We start from the raw sequence: 18747 nt of genomic DNA, 5'->3' as shown, positions 1-18747 counted from the left end.
GGCCTGCCGGTCGTCATTCGCTCATCGCAGTCAGGAAAATCCATGCTCTCTCCCTTTGCGCCCAAGACGCCGCTGGCGCTCGCGCTGGCCGCCGTGTTGCCGGTCATCGCCCACGCCGCCGATAACAACGATCAAACCCCGACCGCTTCTGCGGTCGAACTCGCACCGACGTCCGTGACGGCGTCCTCAGAGCGCTTGCCCAAGCGCGTACTCGATCCCAATCTGCCGTCGTCAAGTGCGACGGTAACCGCAGACCAACTGCAATATCAGAATGTCGAGACGACCGAAGATGCATTGCGTTACGTCCCCGGTATGGCCGTGCGCCGCCGCTTCATCGGCGATCTGAATTCGACGATCGCCGTGCGTGGCACGAGCAATTCGCAGACCGCGCGGGGTCTCGTCTATGCCGACGGTTTGCTGCTCAGCAACTTCCTGGGCAATACATGGACGTTCGCGCCGCGCTGGTCGATGGTGTTCTCCGAGGAAATCGATCAGGTCGATGTGATCTACGGCCCGTTTTCGGCGTTGTATCCCGGCAACTCGATCGGCGCGACCGTTCTCGTCAGCACCCGCATGCCCGACAAATTCGTCACGGACGCGAAGATCCAAGGGTTCACGCAGCACTTCAATCTGTTCGGTGTGAATCGAAGCTTCAACGGCAGCAACGTGAGTGCGAGCGTTGGCGACAAGTTCGGCAACCTGTCGCTGCTGGTGGGCGTCGACCACATGGAGAACACGGGACAACCGCTCCAGTTCTACACGGCGACGCAATCGACCACGCCTGCCACGGCAAGCGCCAAGGTCGTGAGCGGCGCGTATTCCTATCGCGACCAGAACGGCGTGCCGGGTGTGGTGATGGGCGTGAACGGAGAAGGCATCGAGCGTGTGACGCAAGACCAGCTCAAGCTCAAGGCCACCTACGATTTCACCCCGACGCTGCAAGGCGGTTTTAGCTTCGGTTACTGGCACCAGAACTACAACAGCCAGACAAGCACGTTCCTGCGCGATGCGAACGGCAATCCGGTGTATTCAGGGACGGTCAACATCAATGGCTACCAATATGTCATTCCGGCATCGGCTTTTGCGCCGAGTCAGGGCGTGAGCGAGAACCTGCTTTACGGCCTGTCGCTCAAAACACGCCACAAATCCGGCTGGAATTGGGAAGCCATCGCGTCGTACTTCGATATTTCGCAAAGCGAGGCCCGCACGGCCAGCACCGGAGCGCCCGGCAACGGACCGGGGACGGTCACGTATGGCGACGGTACCGGCTGGAAGTCGATTGACCTGCGCAGCACCTATACGCCCGCCCAGGTCGGGGCGGGCGCACATTGGCTGGCGTTCGGTTATCACTTCGACACGTATTTCCTCGATAACCGCACGTTCAACACGTCGGCATGGGTCAACGGAAACGATACGTCGCTCGCCAATGCGTTCGGCGGCAATACGCTCACGCAGGCACTGTATGCCCAGGACACATGGCAGTTCCTGCCGCGCTGGAAACTGACCACAGGTCTGCGTTACGAAGATTGGCGCGCCTATTCTGGGGCACGCACGCTCGGCCGCCTGACGGTGCCGTATGCGGGATCGTCCGACAGCCACTTTTCGCCGAAGCTGTCGCTAGCGTTCGCGGCGACGCAAGACCTGACGCTGCGCGCATCCATCGCACGCGCCTACCGGTTCCCGACCGTCTCCGAGCTCTTCCAGGGCTCGATCACCGGCACGAACATCGTCAACAACAACCCGGGACTGCGCCCAGAAGACGATCTCGCGAAGGAGTTGAGCGCCGAGTGGCAACTGGAGGTCGGCAAGGTGCGCGTTTCGCTGTTCCAGGACGACGTGAAAAACACGATCTTCAGTCAGACAAATACGACCGTGTTCCCCAACGTCACGAACTTCCAGAACATCGACAAGGTTCGCTCGCGCGGTATCGATACGGCTTTCGACGGTCAGGACGTCCTCTTTCAAGGCCTCGACATCGCCGCCGGCCTGACGTACACGCAGTCGAAGATCATGGCGAATACGAATAATCCAGCGTCAGTTGGCAAGTACTTCTATCGGATTCCGCTGTGGCGCGCGAATCTGGTGGCGACCTACCGCTTCAATGCGAAGACGGCAGTGACCGGCGCGATTCGTTACTCGGGCCGTCAGTACAACACGCTGACCAATAGCGACAACAATCCGAACACGTTTGGCGGCACGAGCACCTATACCGTCGTCGATGCGAAGTTCACCTACAAACCGACTGCACGCACGCAGATCGGCATCGGCGTGGACAACCTGTTCGACACGCGCTACTTCGTTTATCACCCTTACGCTGGCCGCACCTTCTTCATCGAAGGCAAGTTCGCCATCTGAATCGCAGGCCAAGGAGATCACGAATCATGGGGAAATCTTTCACGCCGATGCGCGACGTGCCGCCCAATCAGGCCGCCAGGCGCTATCGCACGCTGTGGCGCTGGCACTTCTATGCCGGGCTGTTCGTCATGCCCTGGCTCATGGTGTTGGCCGTCACGGGAACGATCTACGTCTTTCAACCACAGATTGAACCGTGGCTGTATCACGACCGTATGGTCGTTGCCGCGTCGCAGGCACCTCGCCTGACTGAGCAAACGCTCATGAAACGTGCTGCGGCATCGCTGCCGCGAGGCGCCACGATCAGTTCGGTCGAGGTGAATCGCGACCCGGCGCGAAGCGCGGAATTCATTTTCCGCCTACCCGGCGGCGAGCGCGAGAGTGTGTACGTCAACCCGTATTCGGGCGAGGTGCTAGGCACGCTCAGTGTCGAGCATCGGCTGATGAAGCAAGTGCGCCAGTTGCATCGCGCGATGATGCTCGGCAAACCGGGGGAGTTGCTCATGGAGCTGGCCGGTTGCTGGACACTGGTCATGCTGGCGACTGGCGTGGCGCTGTGGTGGCCGCGCGGCAGCGCGACATGGGCGGGTGCGCTTAAACCGCGACTTCAGTTGCGTGGCCGGCCTCTGCTGCGCAATCTGCATGGCGTCGCGGGCCTTTGGCTCGCGGCGGGCGGACTGGCGTTTGTGCTCACCGGGTTGCCTTGGTCGGGCTCGTGGGGCAAGCAGTTCAAGGCCATCGCGACGCAAGCGGGCATGGGCTATCCTGCCGGCGCGTGGGGCGAAGCACCGGTACGCTCGCGCATGCCGACAAAGATGGATGATCTACCGATCGCTCAAATGCCGTGGGCCGTGGGCGACACGACGGTGCCCAATTCGAAGGTGCCAGCGCTCGAGATGGTCGCCATGCACGGCGATCACGGCGATCCGGAGATGATCGGAATGCAAGGCATGGGCGCCTCGTCTCAAGCCGGCGGCGCAAGCGCCGCCGACGAACATGCCGCCCACGGTGGCGGTGGCGCCAAGAACGGGCTGACGATCGCTCAACTTGACGCTCAGGGTGCGCTGCCCATCGATCGTGTGATGGAAATCGCGGCGAGCAAGGGCGTGAGCACCGGATACAGCCTGGTCGTTCCGTCGCGCGCCGATGGCGTCTACACCGTTTCTTACTTCCCGCCTGATCCGCGCGACGAACGCACCCTGCACATCGACCAGTACAGCGGCACGGTGCTGCGCGACATCGATTACGACGCCTATGGCGGCGTCGCGCAGGCGATCTCATATGGCACGTCGCTGCACATGGGCCGATACTTCGGCGCCGCAAATCAATGGCTATGCGCGCTGATCTCGATGGGGCTCTTCGCCATGGCAGCCACAGGCGCCGCGATGTGGTGGATACGCCGCCCGTCTCGCTCGCTGGGCGCACCCACGCGAATGCCGATGCGCGTTCCCATGCGTGGCTGGATCGTGTCCCTGGTCGTGCTGGGCGTCGTGTTTCCGCTGATGGGCGCGACGATGCTCGCGGTCTGGGCGCTTGACCGGATGTGGGTCAGGCAAGCAACGAAGTCGCTGCGGCAGACGGCACAATGAATGTCGTTGATGGGCCCCCGCTGGGCAGGGGGCCATCCCGCGCGTATGCGTCTGCATCAGTGCATTGGGTACCCACAATCCAGCGGAGAACGACGATTGAGGCCATTACGCAACACGCATGAATATGTCAAAACTATTTGAATAATGTCAAAGTCCCTCGCCAAAGCCATGGTTATGCTCGACCAAGAGTCGGATTCGACATGCGCATGCTGGATAGCGCACATGACCATAACATGGGTTCAGAGAGGCGAACATGCAATTTGGGCGAGCAAGAACGAGGGCTGGCAAGCCATTAAGGCACGACGGTGTCATGCGGCGAGCCGAGGCGCCGGCGCGGCTACGCTTGCGGCACAGCAATCTGCTGTCCCTGATTGCCACGGCTCTGGTGTGGTCATCCCCGGTGCTTGCCCAGGACAAAGTGGCGCAATCGCCCACCGGCGAACCGCCATCGCCCGCGGCTCAGGTGCCCAGCCTGCCACCGCAAGCACCCAGCGATAACGCTGTTCCGGGCAAGGCCCCGGATCGCATCCCCACACCGGCCAGCCCGGCGAGCGCCACTGGCGCACCGTTCTCGCTCGGATCGTTCCTGATCTATCCAGAGCTCGCCACCTCGTGGATGTATGACAGTAATGTCTACTTTTCGCCGAACGACACTCGCCTGAGCGACCGGGCCTGGATCTTCTCTCCGGCGATCCGGGCCGAATCGAACTGGGCCAAGCATGAATTGGATTTTCACGCGTCTTTGGACAGTACACGCTACTCGACCTACACGTCGGAGAATTCGAACGATTTCCATTTAAGCACTGAAGGCCGCTACGACTTCAGCGCGAATACCAACGTCTACGGTGGCGTGCATTTCTCGCAAGAGCACGAAGACCGCGAGTCGCCCTCGGCGCGGAACGGTTTGACACCCACCCAATACCATCAATTGCGCCTGTATGGCGGTGTGTTTCATCAGTTCGGTCGGGTCTCGGTGCGCGTGGCGGGTACGGCACAGCAGCTCACTTATAACAACGTCAACTTCCTCACCAGCAGCGGCGCCGTCAACATCATCAACAATAGCGACCGCGACCGCTGGCAGTACACCGGCGGCGTGCGCGTCGGATACGAGGTCACGCCACGCATCGAGCCCTACGTTCAGATCGCCTTCGACAACCGGTACTACAACAGCTCGGTCGACGATCTCGGCTATGAGCGCGACTCGACCGGGATGCGCTATCTGGCCGGCGTCCGATGGAACATTCCTCGCGTATTGAAACTCGATGCATTCGCCGGGTGGCTGCGACAGGATTATCGAGATCCGCGATTCGTCGACGTCACCGCGCCCGTGGTAGGCGCCGCGCTGCAATGGGTACCGACCGATCGCACCACTGTGTCGGCCTATCTCGACCGAACGGTCGAGGAAACCACCGTCACGTCAACACCGTCGCCCAGCGTGTTGCTGGTGTCGTCGAGCTACTTGAACACTTACGCATCGCTCGGCGTCGAGCAACGCTTGACGGAAAAACTGACCGTCAGGGGCACCGGCTCGCTGTCCCACGTCGCTTATAAAGGCATTCCCCGCAGCGACGACTACTACGGCGCCACATTGGGGATGAGCTACCGCTTTCATCGGAATCTATTGCTCGACCTGAGCGTGACCGCACGACGACTCAATTCAAGCGTCCCGACCGAGAATTTCAATCAGTACACGGTGATGGCCCGCGTGGTCATCCCCTTTTCGCACTGATCCACCCCTGCGAATTATGCGTCGCCGGCACCGAATCCGCCGGCACGCTGCCGCATAAATGCGACGCTGCGCATCGGACTTCGGGTTGCCTCAGACAAACGCCATCCGCGCCGCTCGGCTGCATGCAATGCCCTTGATGCGCATCAATATCCGCAGCGTGCAAGCTGCAAAAATGTAGTCGAGCAATACAGGTCGACACGAGTGCATTCGGCCCTGATCACGTTAATCGGCGCACTTCCATATCCATGCAACGAGAGGAAATTCATGTCCACCAAACCCCTATCCATGACCAGAATCGCCATTGCCACCGCAGCGTCGCTCGGCATGGTCATGAGTGTCAGCAGCACCGCCCCGAATTGGCTGGCGTCACTGGCGCCAATCTCATCCGCGCATGCTCAGAGCGGCACACCGAAGGGCGCGGGCGGGCCAAGCGCCGAGCGCGGCAACAAGGGCAAGCGCGGCTCATCAACTGATGCGGGTTCAAGCGGTTCCGGCCAAGGCGGCCCGAGCGCCGACAGCGATGCGAAAGGGCCGAAGTACGGCGGCGGAGGCTCCAAGCCAGCCCCGGGCACTCAAGGAGGCAAACCGGCTTGGGCGCAGGAAGGCATTCCTTCGGATCTTGAACTGGGTCGCCTGAACGTAGCCCGCGCGCCGTCTCATGTGCTTGACCGCTCGCTGGCCGATGCGCTCTCCAGCATGCAACCGGCGTTCTATAACCAGGTTCTGGCGATCGCAGACAACGCCGCGCTCACCATGGATCAGAAAGTCGCGGCGCTGCAAACGTTAGTCAAGCAGACGTTCACCGATACGTCGGTTGTCATGGTCGACTCGCCACTACAAAACCTGGCGCTCTATAAAAATCTGCTGACCACCGGTCAGATCGTCAGCAGTTCGGGAACTTACGACGCAAGCACGTCGGCGACCCGTGCGCTCCTTCTTGCTGCGGTGTTCATTGGCACGGCTTCCGACAAGACATTGCCGGTCAGTACCGCAACTGTCGACGCCATCAACAAGATCATGACGCTGACGCTACCCACTGGTGTATCGGATGCCGAACTGGGTGCCATTGCAGAAGCAGTGCGCGCAGCGATTGCGGAAGCGCATGGCTGATCGCCGCCGCGCGCAGTTGGTCGCGTCATTCGCCATTGAACGTTCGAGCCACGAGATATGGGCGCCATCATGAAACATAAGGTCCGGGTCGCCATGCTTGCCATGGCGTCAATCGGCACATCTCTGCTCGCGCCGGAGCGCATTGGCACGCCAATCGTCTCTGTTGTGATCGGGCTCGCCAACGCGCAAGACGCCGGCGGAGGTGGCGGCCACGACAGTGGCGGCAGCAGCGGAGGGCATGACAGCGGCGGCGGTGCCAGTGGCCATAACGGCGGCGGCAGTGGGCGTGGCGGTGGCGGACATGATGCAGGCGGGGAAACCGGGGGGACCGTGGAAAAAGGCCATGGCACGCGCTACGGACACGAGGGTCACGAAAGCGGCCAACACCAGGGCGCCACATCTCATCCCTCGCCAGGTGCTGAGCGCTTCGGCGGCGGCAGCGGCATACGTGGCAATGGGCAGGTGCCCGAGGGGGTCGGCCGCTACGGCAGTGGAGCGGCCCGCCTGGAGGACGTGGGCCGCACGCGCCTGCGTTACTGGGGCGGGTGGTCCAACCCGGATGATCCATTGACGCCGCCCGACCCGGGAACCGAGACAACCACCCCGACGACCGGTGACACGTCCGACTTCATACCGGGCCCGGGGGGTGGTCCGGCGGTCAACGTGCGCAATTCGCTCGACAGTTCGCCGCGCTGCCAAGGCGTATCGCTGGGTATGACAGCCGCGCAGCAATTCAGTGGCAGCAATCTGTTGCGCTTGAACACGGCGCGCGGCGAGGTCGATCCGGCGCTGGCCGCCAGCGGCAAGATCGCCGCGCCATATTTGATGGGCAACCTGCAAAGCGAACTGATCAAGCCCGCACCGAATCCGGAACTGGCCGGCACGTTGCTGGGCCTGGTGGCCAAGGCACCGGTCACCGCCGGAGCCGTCATGAAAATCGGATTCCTTCTGTGCGCCAGGATGAACGACACACAGGCGGACCAGATTGCCCAGATTGCAGAGCAACAACGAATGGCGCTCGCCGCGACGTCCGCGCCGAGGAAGTAAGCATGCCACGTCTGGCCGACGAAATAATGGCCGTCGTATCGATATGCGCGCATGCCATTGCGGCCGTCGCGCAAGCGCAGAGGGGTGAGCGGCTATCACGTTCAGGAGCATCAGACGTGGTTGGAAAGCCGTCGCTCGTCGCAATCGCATTGGTAGTTTCGTAACCCGGCAGGAATTGCCCTGCATACAACGATTGGAGAACACCATGAAATCGCGCAAATTGATTGCCTCGTTGGCCTTGTCCTCAACCCTCGCCTTGCTACTGGGCGGAACCGTGGGAGTCGCCGTAGCTCAGGACCAGACAAAAGACCAGTTGCGGGACAAGGATCAGCTTCAGGACAGAGACCGTCTGAAAGACAAAGACCTGCTTCAAGACAGAACCCGAGACCGGACACAAACGCAGTCGCGAGACACCATCTACGGCAGCCAGTTGATGACGCCGAGCGAGCGTAACGAGTATCGCGCCAAGATGCGTGCCGCCAAGACGGTGCGCGAGCGTGAGGCCCTGAGACTGGAACATCACCGCCAGATGCAGGAGCGCGCGCGCGAGCGCGGCGTGACGCTGCCGGATATGCCTCCGGCGCGCGGCAGCGGTACCGGCGGCCGAGGTGGCATGGGCGGTGGCATGGGCGGCGGCATGGGCGGCGGCATGGGCGGCGGCATGGGCGGCGGCATGGGCGGCGGGGTTGGCGGTGGGGTGGGTGGCGGTGCCGGTGGTGCGGGCGGTGGTGGCCGATAAGCTGGCGCGCCTGCGCTCATAGGACACATCTCGTCGGGGCGGCGACCTCGTAACGACCGCATGAACGGCATCAGGATACGGCGTTCGCCTTGCTCGGGCACCGGGATCACCTTACCCGCTCCCCCGACGAGACGCCTCACGTCAAATGAGACGAGCGAAAGCGTGTCATCACGATCCTCGGCAAACGTTTGCGCTCAGGTCATACCAAGCGACGGCGACGAATCCGCCCACCAGTCCGAGATGCTCGAAAAAGCCGTTGGCAAGCATCAGCCGCGCCTCGGGAGGCGCGGCCCAGAACCGGTTGGCGAGACACGACGCTGCCAGCGTAAATCCGGCCAACGCCAACGCCCCCAACCACCGCCACCGGCCCGTCAGGATCAACAGTGACGCGCCGATTTCAAGCACGATAACGGCCAGTGCCATCGGCGCGGCCGGCGACAAACCGAAGTGCCGCATCTCGGCGATGGCGCCCGGGAAATCCATCGCCTTGTCGATGCCGCCTTGCAGGTAAGCGCTGCACAATAGCAACAGCGCGAGCCAGTAGATCCAACTCGGTAGCGAACACGTCTTGCGAGCAACGGCAGATGAAATATCCGGCGACGGCGGGAGGGGAGCCATAGAGCACCTCGGTTAACACACGCTGATCAGAACGCCCAGCAAGCTCACGGGTTGATGAAGGCCAGCAGGTCGGCGTTGACCTGATCGGCGTTGATCACGCACATGCCGTGGGAAGCCCCCTTGTACACCTTGAGCTTGGCGTTGGGGGCGATCTTGACCGACAGCTCGGCGGCATGGCCGATCGGGACGATCTGGTCGTCGTCGCCGTGCAGGATCAGCGTCGGGATCGTCATTTTCTTCAGATCTTCCGTGTAGTCGACTTCCGAGAATTCCTTGACGCACAGATACTGGCCCAGAATGCTGCCGGTCATGCCCTGCGCCCAGAACGCGTCGACGGTGCCTTGCGACACCTTGGCATCCGGACGGTTGAAACCAAAGAACGGCACCGCAAGGTCCTTGTAGAACTGCGAGCGATTGTCTGCCACGCTCTTGCGGATGTTGTCGAACACCTCAAGCGGCAAGCCGTTCGGATAGGCGGCCGACTTGGCCATGATCGGCGGCACCGCGCCGATCAGTACCGCGCGTGCGACGCGCTGGGTGCCGTGCCGGCCGATGTAGTGCGCGACTTCGCCACCACCGGTCGAGTGACCCACCAGCGTAGCGCCCTGAATGTCGAGCGAGTCCAGCAGCGACGCCAAGTCGTCTGCGTAGGTATCCATATCGTTGCCATGCGCCGACTGGCTGGAACGCCCATGCCCCCGACGGTCGTGCGCGATGACACGACAACCGTGCTGCACCAGGAAAAGCATCTGCGCGTCCCAGGCGTCGGCATTGAGCGGCCAGCCGTGCGAGAAGACCACGGGTTTGCCGCTCCCCCAGTCTTTATAGAAAATTTGCGTGCCGTCTTGGGTGGTGATCGTATTCATCGTCTGCGCTCCGAGGAAGGAATGGCGGAATAGCGAGGGCAACTTCGGGTTGAAACCGGCGTGGGCTGCATTTGCACCGCGGGCCGCCACCGTGGCGGCCGCACCAAGTGTGTCGGCACCGCTCGCCGGCCATCTGCGACGCGAGGTGCCGACGGTGCTGGAGGGCGTCGGGTGTTGTGCTACAACGCCTGACGGCCGATCACAAGAAAGACTAATGGCTCTGTGCCGGCGCCGCCATCGTCACTTGGTATTAACCGCCCGGGCTGCCCGCCTCGGACGATTCGCTAGAATGCGCTTCCCCCCGATTGGGCGTCAATCAGCCGTTCACGGCTCGCGATGTGCACGTCTATCTCACGCGCGTCGGGCGCGGCACACCTTTGTGCTATTGGTGAGCCCGCTGGACTGTGATTTGATGATGGCGTTCTCCCCATCACGCCCTGCGCGTTACCTATCATGACCCGCGAGCCCAGCGACATCGTCACGAGCATCATTACCCACGAGATCATTCCCGAAGCGACGCATCGCTACGAGCAATGGCTCGCCGACATCCGAAAGACTTGCGAGCGCTTCGAGGGCTATCTTTCCACCGATGTGATCCGGCCCCTCGGTCAGCAGCACACCTATGTGGTGATCATTCGTTTTGACGGCTTTGAAAACCTCACGCGCTGGATGGAGTCTGCCGAACGCCGCGAATTCCTGAAGCGTATGCAGCCTTTTTTGCCGAAGGGGGATCGCTACCAGATCCGCACGGGACTGGAATTCTGGTTCGAGCCTCCTGCGCACAAGCCCGCCACGCCATGGAAGCAGTGGTTGGTGACGTGGTCTGCAATCTTTCCCTTGTCGGTCCTGGTGCCTTGGCTGCTCGGGCCGGTATTCGCCTTGTGGCCCTTCCCCGGCGAGTCGATCGTCGCCCGGATGGCCGGTTCCGCGGTGATCGTGTTGCTGATGGTCTACGTGGTGATGCCGCGCTACACGAAGGCGGTCGCCGGCTGGCTGTTCCGCTGAGGTGCAATGACCCAGCGGAGCCAGCACGGGTCAAGCGGCTAACGCGAACGCCTCAGCCGGCGTTTTCATCTTCAGCGCCTGGCGTGCCCGACGAGAAGGGCCGTCGTCCGGGCTGGCGTGAATTGATCGACGTCCAGGCCCAAGCCACGGCGAGCGGTGGCGCTTAATCGTCAGCGGACGCCGCATGCACCGGGGCGGCCGGCGCCACGGCTTCCGCCATCTCCGCCGCCGCCTCCTGCAGCGGCGGCACGAACCGCCGCACGGCCTCGGCCGGGCTCACAGCCTGATCGAGATAGATCACGTTAAGACTCGCCAGCACACGTCCCTCCGACACAATGGCGACCGCTACCGCGCCGATCTTGCGCTGGTCGAGCCAGTCGCCATGATTCGAGCCGAAGCCGTTCTCGCGCGTCTGTCGCACGAGATTGCGGATGAACGCGTCGTCGCCGGCAAACCGCTGCTGCAACTCCCCGCCCGCGCCCGTTCGCAGCAAATCGAGAATGTCCTCGCGCTCCGCCTCCGGGCACATGCCGAAGTATGCCCGCCCGGCAGCTGTGAACAGCATCGGCAGGCGCCGCCCGACCATGGCGCGGTGAAACGACAACGGGCTGAAACGATGTGTCGTCTCGCGGATGATCATGGCGTCGCCGTCGGGAGTGGTCAGATCGGAGGGCCACACCACACGCTGCATCAACTTCCCCATGATCGGCGGTGCGACGGTCGCGATGCGTTCGTCGTCCGTGAAGCCCTCGCTGAGCGAGCGCACCGCGAGCGCCAGTCGGAAGGTATCGTCGGAGGTGCTGCGTCGCACGAATCCGTCTTCCAGCAATGTCTCCAGCAGTCTTCGCACGGTGGTGCGGTGAAGTCCCGTCGCTTCGCTCAACTGCTGCGGCGTCGCGCGTCCCCGCGCCATCGCGTTGAGCGCCCGCAGTACCAGCAGGCCGCGCGATAGCCCGCGCACGTTCGGATATTTGCTCATGAAATCGTGTTTAAAATCAATGATGTGCATTCTATGCACATTTCGACGAAATTGTTGAGCGCTTTTCGCGACCTGCCTAGACTCATCGAAAAATCAGAGCGCTAGCGGAGACACCTTCTTTTCGGTGTGAGCGAGTGTCGTCGAAGACGCCTCGCTCGACGACCGACCCCGGCCCAACGATTAGCGGACGACACGAGCCGCGACGGAATCAACGAACGCAGCACGCCATTCGAACGCGCCAGACCGGCGTGCGGGGCGCGCTCGCGCTCAAAAAAGGAGCGAGACACATGAGTACATTCGACAAAGCCGCCAGTGCCGTGGCTGACACCAGTGCCGACATCACGACGGACGTGGCCATCGTCGGAGCCGGCCCGGTTGGGCTGATGATCGCGAATATTCTCGGCTTGCAAGGCGTGCGCGTCACGATCCTGGAAAAGCTGGATCAACTCATCGATTACCCGCGCGCCATCGGTCTGGACGACGAGGCCTTGCGTGTATTCCAGGCCGTCGGCCTTGCCGACGCTCTGCTTCCGCATACGACCCCCGATCACTGGATGCGGTTTGTCACGAGCGATGGTCACTGCTTCGCGTCGATCGAGCCGCGTACCGACGAATTCGGCTGGTCGCGCCGCAACGCGTTCATTCAACCGCTCGCCGATCGGGTGCTGTTCGAGGGGCTCGAGCGCTTCGCGCATGTGGACGTGCGTTTCGGGCACGGCGTCGAGGCGCTCGCGCAGGACGCTCGGGGGGTGACGCTGAGCACGCGAACGAGCGATGGCGAAGTCCGTACGATTCGCGCACGTTACGTTGTCGGCGCCGACGGCGGCAACAGCATGATTCGTCGCCTGCTTCAGGTGCCGTTCGAAGGACGCACGAAGCCCAACCAGTGGATCGTGGTCGACGTGCGTAACGACCCGGTAGGCTCGCCTCACGTTTATCTGCACTGCGATCACGAGCGCCCATACGTTACCGCCGCCCTGCCCCACGGCATTCGCCGCTTCGAATTCATGGTCATGCCGGGCGAGACGGAAGAAGAACTCTCCAGGCCCGAGAACATGGCGGCGCTGATTCGCAAGGTGGTCGCGCATCCGGACCGGGTCGATTACATCCGCAAGCGGGTCTACACGCACAACGCGCGACTTGCGGAAACGTTCCGCGTGGATCGCGTGCTGCTGGCGGGCGACGCGGCGCACATCATGCCCGTATGGCAGGGGCAGGGCTACAACAGCGGCATTCGCGACGCCAACAACCTGGGCTGGAAGCTTGCGATGGTGATCAAGGGGCAGAGTCTCCCGAGCCTGCTCGACACGTACACCGCCGAGCGTCGGCCACATGCGCGCTCGATGATCCACCTCTCCGAAGTCGCGGGCGACATCTTTGCACCGACCACGCGCTTCGGCGTGCGCTTCCGTGACGCCTTCGTGCGCAGCTTCAACCTGTTTCCGTCGGTCAGGCGCTACTTCGTGGAAATGCGTTTCAAGCCGATGCCGCGCTACGAAGCGGGAGTGGTGTTGCTTCCCCCCTCGACATCCACCGGCGGCTGGCTGGCGCGCCTGTTGAAGCGCTCGGGCAATTCGGCGCCGGGCCGCCTGCTGGGCCTGATGAGCGAGAAGCGCGATTCGTGGCTCGGCCGCCGGGTGTATGGCCGTGACCCGTTTGCCAGCTCGCCGGTCGGGCGTCTGTTCATTCAGCCGAGTGTCCGCACCGGGACCGGCGAGCTTCAACGTCTCGACGACGTCATCGGCAATCACTTTGCCGTGCTCGGATGGGGGGCCGACCCGACGTTCGGCCTGACAGCGCGTGCGCGCGCCGTTGCCGAGACACTGGGCGTGCGCTTCGTGCTGGCCAAGCCCGACGTGCAAATGGCGCACACCGACGACGTGCCGGAGAGCGTGATCGCGATCGGCGATCCACTCAATCGACTGAAGGACTGGTTCGGTGCGCGTTCGCAATCCGTGGTCCTGTTGCGCCCCGATCGATTCGTCGCGGGTGTCTGCGCCCCGCAGGAAGTGTCGGACGCGCTGATCGCGCTAGCCGGCAAGGTAGCGCTCTCCGATGATCCGGTGCGGCAGGCAACGCCGTTGCACGCGCCAAAGCATCACGCCCCTGCCGTCGTCATGCAGCAAGTTGCCGGAGCCTAAGTGATGCCGATTCATCTCGAATGCATTTCGCACACACCGTTGCACGGCTATTTCGATCCGCCCGACGACATCGTGTCCGAAGTGAAGCGGGTGCAGGCGCAGGCACGCGAGCGCGTGCGCGCGTTCGATCCCGAACTGATTGTCGTATTCGCGCCGGATCACTTCAACGGCTTCTTCTATGACGTCATGCCGCCGTTCTGCATCGGCGCGGCGGCCACGGCGATCGGCGACTTCAACAGTCTGGCCGGCAAGCTGCCGGTCCCGTCAGATATCGCGCATGCGCTCGCCGAGCACGTGCTGGCGTCGGAGGTTGACGTCGCGCTGTCGTACCGCATGCAGGTCGATCACGGCTGCGCCTATGCGTTGGAAGTACTTACAGGCGGGCTCGATGCCCACCCGGTCGTGCCGGTGTTCATCAACTCGGTCGCGCCGCCGATGGCGACGCTGCGCCGGTCTCGCCTGCTGGGAGATGCCATCGGCCGGCACCTGGCGCGCACGGACAAGCGCGTGCTGGTGGTGGGATCGGGCGGCATCTCGCACGAGCCGCCCGTGCCCGAGTTGATTGGTGCGACCGAGGAGGTCGCCGAGCGTCTGATCGCCGGCCGTAACCCGTCCGCAGAGTCGCGCGCGGCGCGTCAGGCACGCACGGTGGCCGCCGCCGAAGCGTTCACGGCGGGAACGAGTCATCTGCATCCGCTCAATCCGCAGTGGGATCACGCGTTTCTCTCGTTGCTCTGCGACGGGCATCTGAGCGCCGTCGATGACATCAGCAACGACGCGATCACGCGCGACGGCGGCAAATCGGCCCACGAAATCCGTACGTGGGTCGCAGCGTTCGCGGCGCTCGCCGCTTATGGCGAGTACAGCGCGTCCCTCGATTACTACCGTGCGATTCCCGAATGGATCGCCGGCTTTGCCGCGATGCACGCCACGCCGCAAACGGCGCTGGCCGCGGCCGCCTGATAGAAGGAGTCCCCAATGTCGAATTCCCCGTTGATTCAGACCTTCGCCGAGCGTCTTCGCCGGGCCGAGGCCACGCGCCAGCCCATTGCACCGATTCGCGGCGAGATCGCACCCGACGACATGGCGAGCGCCTATGCCGTGCAGCAGTGCAACGTCGCCGCGCGCGCCGCCACGGGCGAGCGCATCGTCGGCCGGAAGATCGGCCTGACATCGCTCGCGGTACAGCGGCAACTCGGTGTGGATCAGCCCGACTTCGGCGCGCTGTTTGCCGGCATGGCTTACGGCGACGCGCAGCCGATGCCGCTTGCGAGCCTCATCCAGCCCAAGGTTGAAGCCGAGATCGCGCTTGTGATCGAGCGTGACCTCACGTGCGAGAAACACACGTTCGCCGACATTCTGCGCGCCACCGCCTATGCGGTCGCGGCCGTGGAAGTCGTCGACAGCCGCATCGAGCAGTGGAATATCCGCTTCGTCGACACCGTGGCCGACAACGCGTCGAGCGCGCTGTTCGTGCTGGGCAGCCGACCGGTCGCGCTCGCCGACATTGACCTGACAGCCTGCGCAATGACGCTTTCGCACAACGGCGAAGTGCGCTCGCGCGGCAACGGCGCGGCCTGTCTGGGCAACCCGCTGAATGCCGCAGTCTGGCTCGCCGACCGCATGGCGCAACTCGGCACGCCGCTGCGCGCTGGGGATGTGGTGCTCACCGGCGCGCTCGGCCCGATGGTCCCCGTTACCGAGGCAGGCACGTTCGTCACGGAAATCGAAGGTCTGGGCAGCGTACGCGCGACGTTTGCGTAAGGCAGCCCACGCACGCGCCATCGCACGCAAGGACACGCGGACGCATCGGGACGCATCGGGCAGCAGCGCAAGACGACTGGTGGCGGTGCTATGCGAGTCAAGACGATGCAATGCGGCAACGCCATGGGGTGAACCGATGCGACGAACTAATGCGACTTAGGTCGCTTGTGAACCAGACTTTTCGCCGTCGAGCATCGAGAGGTAAAGCGCGCAACTCCCAAGACTCAACACGACCGCCAAGAAGAGCGGATTTTCCTGGAACTGGAGACAAAGCAATGCAAGCATCATCACCGCAAGGCGCGGCGCCCGCAAAGGGTAGCCTCGCAACGATCGCACTGTGTTTGGCCATCGCCCTGCTCGAAGGGCTCGATCTGCAGTCGGCCGGCGTGGCGGCCCCACGCATCGCAAAGGAGTTCGCGCTTTCCGTGGCGCAGATGGGATGGGCGTTCAGCGCCGGTGCCATCGGCTTGTTGCCGGGCGCGGCACTTGGCGGGCGTTTGGCCGACCGTTGGGGGCGCAAACGGGTGCTGATGTTGTCCGTCGCGCTGTTCGGCATTTTCTCGCTCGCCACGGCACACACCTGGAATTTCGAATCGCTGCTGACGGCGCGCTTTCTGACCGGTCTCGGTCTCGGTGCCGCCATGCCAAATCTGATCGCGCTGTGCGCCGAAGCTGCACCGGAAGGCCAGCGCAACACGGCTGTTGGCGCCATGTATTGCGGCATGCCGTTCGGCGCAGCATTCGCTGCCGTGATCGGCATCATGAGTCCTGGCGACGAGGGCTGGCGACACGTGTTTTACGTCGGCGGCTTCGGTCCGATGTTGATGGTGCCACTGCTGGGGCTTTATCTGCGTGAGTCGGCACAGTTTGTCGCCACGCGTGTGACGCGTGACTCCGGCGTCGGCGGCACCACGGCGCAGCACGACGCGCCCGGCGCGACACCGAGCATCACGCACGCGCTGTGGAAGGAGGGCCGCACGCGCACGACGATCGCACTGTGGACGAGCTACCTCGGCACGCTCATCGTCCTGTACTTCCTGATGAACTGGCTGCCGTCGATGGTCGTGGCCAACGGGCTGTCGCGCGCGCAGGCAGGCATGGCCATCATGATGTTCAACATCGGTGGCGGCATCGGGGCGATCGGCATTGCGAACGTGATGGATCGTTACTCGCCGCGCCTGACCGTGATCGGCATGTACCTCGGCATTGCGTTGTCACTGGCCGGGTTGTCGGGGGCCAACGGTGCGGTGACGATGGCCTGCGGCGCCTTCTTCTGCGGGCTGTTCCTGGTCGGGGGGCAGTCGGTGCTGTATTCGATGGCCGGGCAGGCGTATGCCACAGAAGTGCGGGGCACGGGCGTGGGGGCGGCGGTGGCCGTCGGGCGTCTCGGTTCGATCCTGGGGCCGCTGATCGCCGGTCAGTTGTTCGCGCTGGGGCAGAGTGCGTCGATGCTGGTGTCCTCGAGCATTCCGTTGATCGTGATTGCAGCCGTTGCCGCGCTGAGCGTGGTGAGCACGTTCGCACCGCGCATGGTCGCCAGCGTCACTCAGCCGGGGCGATGACCGGCCGGCGCCGAGCGTCGTCGAGTGCTTGAGAAAGTCTTTGGGAGGGTGGCGTGTTTCATGACGAGGCGCGCCGTCCTCAACGATTCACTATTCGTAGAGGGAGTCATTATGACGACAACGCAATCGGCCGACATGGCGCTCACGGAAGCGTCCACGAGCCGTTTCGTGACGATCCGCGACGCGGACACAGAATATCGCATTCACTACAACGATACCGGCAGTGGCGCCGAAACGGTGGTGATGCTGCATGGGTCCGGACCGGGCGCGACCGGCTGGGCCAATTTCAACCGCAACGTCGAGCCGATGGTCGACGCCGGCTACCGCGTGCTGCTGGTCGATTGCCCCGGCTGGGGAAAAAGCGATCCGGTCGTCAACACCGGGTCGCGTTCCGAATTGAACGCCCGCGTGCTCAAGGCCGTGCTCGATGCGCTCGACATCAAGCGCGTGCACATCATCGGCAATTCGATGGGGGGACACAGTACCGTGGCGTTCGCCCTGTCGAATCCCGCGCGCGTCGGCAAGCTGATCCTGATGGGTGGCGGCACCGGCGGGCCGAGCCAATTCGTGGCCATGCCGACGGAAGGCATCAAACTGCTCAATGGTCTGTACAGGGATCCGACCATCGAGAACCTGAAGCGCATGATGAACGTGTTCGTCTTCGACGCGAGTTCGATCACCGAGGATCTGATGCAGGCCCGGCTCGACAACATGCTCGCGAATCGCGACCACCTCGACAATTTCGTGAAGAGTCTTGCTGCGAATCCGAAACAGTTCACGGACTATGGCGCACGATTGGGCGAGGTCGCGGCGCCGACGCTGATCGTCTGGGGGCGAGACGATCGGTTCGTACCAATGGACGTCGGCCTGCGACTGCTGGCTGGCTTGCCGAATGCGCAATTGCACGTGTTCAACCGCTGCGGACACTGGGTGCAGTGGGAGCACGCGGACGCATTCAATCGCATGGTCATCGACTTTCTGGCGCACTAGAAGAAAAGCCCGCGCCAGCTTCCCTGTCATAGGGTCATCGCATGACAGGGAAGCTTCGCGGATCGGTGAGCCTCGGTCTTTCGCGTCGTGCTTGCTTGGCTGGGATGCCGAGGTCAGCGTATCCGAGCGCCGGCAGGTCGAACGCCGACTTCAAGCTAGGTGACCGTATCGTCGGCACGGCACCTTCTCACGGCCAAGCATCTGCTTGGCGAACGCATCCGAATGATTTGATGGCGCCGTTCGCAGCGCTGCCGCT

15 protein-coding genes are annotated in these 18747 nt (G+C 63.2%); 12 read left to right on the top strand and 3 right to left on the bottom strand.

Going from position 1 to position 18747, the window contains the following annotated elements; all coding sequences use genetic code 11:
* Positions 1-42: 42 nt before the first annotated feature.
* From BGP02_RS00075 to BGP02_RS00050, 6 genes are all read left to right on the top strand, one after another.
* Entirely contained in the window at positions 43-2355 is a 2313-nt protein-coding gene (locus BGP02_RS00075) for a TonB-dependent receptor (protein WP_286797056.1), read from the top strand.
* 26 nt (positions 2356-2381) lie between these two features.
* On the top strand, positions 2382-3941 hold the full coding sequence (locus tag BGP02_RS00070) for a PepSY-associated TM helix domain-containing protein (RefSeq protein ID WP_286797054.1): 1560 nt from the start codon (positions 2382-2384) through the stop codon (positions 3939-3941).
* Positions 3942-4251: 310 nt separating this feature from the next.
* Positions 4252-5670 carry an outer membrane beta-barrel protein gene (locus tag BGP02_RS00065; RefSeq protein WP_174975298.1) on the top strand — a complete coding sequence of 473 codons (1419 nt, stop codon included), beginning with the start codon at positions 4252-4254 and terminating at the stop codon, positions 5668-5670.
* Between the two features lie 264 nt (positions 5671-5934).
* Complete coding sequence (locus BGP02_RS00060) at positions 5935-6780, top strand: hypothetical protein (RefSeq protein WP_150564349.1); 846 nt, start codon at positions 5935-5937, stop codon at positions 6778-6780.
* Positions 6781-6837: 57 nt separating this feature from the next.
* A complete protein-coding gene (locus BGP02_RS00055; protein WP_286797048.1) occupies positions 6838-7827 on the top strand; it encodes a hypothetical protein in 990 nt (329 codons plus the stop codon).
* Positions 7828-8032: 205 nt separating this feature from the next.
* Complete coding sequence (locus BGP02_RS00050; protein ID WP_286797046.1) at positions 8033-8566, top strand: hypothetical protein; 534 nt, start codon at positions 8033-8035, stop codon at positions 8564-8566.
* A 168-nt stretch (positions 8567-8734) separates the two neighbouring features.
* Here the strand turns inward: BGP02_RS00050 and BGP02_RS00045 are convergent, their stop codons facing one another.
* On the bottom strand, positions 8735-9184 hold the full coding sequence (locus BGP02_RS00045) for a DoxX family protein (RefSeq protein ID WP_286797044.1): 450 nt from the start codon (positions 9182-9184) through the stop codon (positions 8735-8737).
* Positions 9185-9228: 44 nt separating this feature from the next.
* A complete protein-coding gene (locus BGP02_RS00040) occupies positions 9229-10050 on the bottom strand; it encodes an alpha/beta fold hydrolase (RefSeq protein ID WP_261938973.1) in 822 nt (273 codons plus the stop codon).
* A 453-nt stretch (positions 10051-10503) separates the two neighbouring features.
* Here BGP02_RS00040 and BGP02_RS00035 point away from each other — a divergent pair, with 453 nt between their 5' ends.
* Complete coding sequence (locus BGP02_RS00035) at positions 10504-11055, top strand: antibiotic biosynthesis monooxygenase (RefSeq protein WP_261938974.1); 552 nt, start codon at positions 10504-10506, stop codon at positions 11053-11055.
* 163 nt (positions 11056-11218) lie between these two features.
* Here BGP02_RS00035 and BGP02_RS00030 read toward each other — a convergent pair whose 3' ends face one another.
* Positions 11219-12034, bottom strand: a complete 816-nt coding sequence (locus BGP02_RS00030) for a DNA-binding transcriptional regulator (protein WP_286797043.1) — start codon at positions 12032-12034, stop codon at positions 11219-11221.
* 287 nt (positions 12035-12321) lie between these two features.
* Here BGP02_RS00030 and BGP02_RS00025 point away from each other — a divergent pair, with 287 nt between their 5' ends.
* The 5 genes from BGP02_RS00025 (at position 12322) to BGP02_RS00005 (ending at position 18491) form a co-directional block, all read left to right on the top strand.
* Positions 12322-14175 carry a bifunctional 3-(3-hydroxy-phenyl)propionate/3-hydroxycinnamic acid hydroxylase gene (locus tag BGP02_RS00025; protein ID WP_286797041.1) on the top strand — a complete coding sequence of 618 codons (1854 nt, stop codon included), beginning with the start codon at positions 12322-12324 and terminating at the stop codon, positions 14173-14175.
* A 3-nt stretch (positions 14176-14178) separates the two neighbouring features.
* Complete coding sequence (locus BGP02_RS00020) at positions 14179-15138, top strand: 3-carboxyethylcatechol 2,3-dioxygenase (protein WP_286797039.1); 960 nt, start codon at positions 14179-14181, stop codon at positions 15136-15138.
* Positions 15139-15153: 15 nt separating this feature from the next.
* A complete protein-coding gene (gene mhpD / locus BGP02_RS00015; RefSeq protein ID WP_286797037.1) occupies positions 15154-15939 on the top strand; it encodes a 2-keto-4-pentenoate hydratase in 786 nt (261 codons plus the stop codon).
* Positions 15940-16214: 275 nt separating this feature from the next.
* Positions 16215-17501, top strand: coding sequence for a 3-(3-hydroxy-phenyl)propionate transporter MhpT (gene mhpT, locus BGP02_RS00010; protein WP_286797035.1), 1287 nt, complete (start codon positions 16215-16217; stop codon positions 17499-17501).
* Between the two features lie 111 nt (positions 17502-17612).
* Positions 17613-18491 carry an alpha/beta fold hydrolase gene (locus BGP02_RS00005; RefSeq protein WP_286797033.1) on the top strand — a complete coding sequence of 293 codons (879 nt, stop codon included), beginning with the start codon at positions 17613-17615 and terminating at the stop codon, positions 18489-18491.
* Positions 18492-18747 lie beyond the last annotated feature (256 nt).

Origin of the sequence: Pandoraea sp. 64-18 (assembly GCF_001899225.1) — a bacterium.
In the GTDB taxonomy this organism is placed as follows: domain Bacteria; phylum Pseudomonadota; class Gammaproteobacteria; order Burkholderiales; family Burkholderiaceae; genus Pandoraea; species Pandoraea cepalis.
Note: the sequence above shows the minus strand (reverse complement) of the source record. Positions and strands in the feature narration are given on the sequence as shown.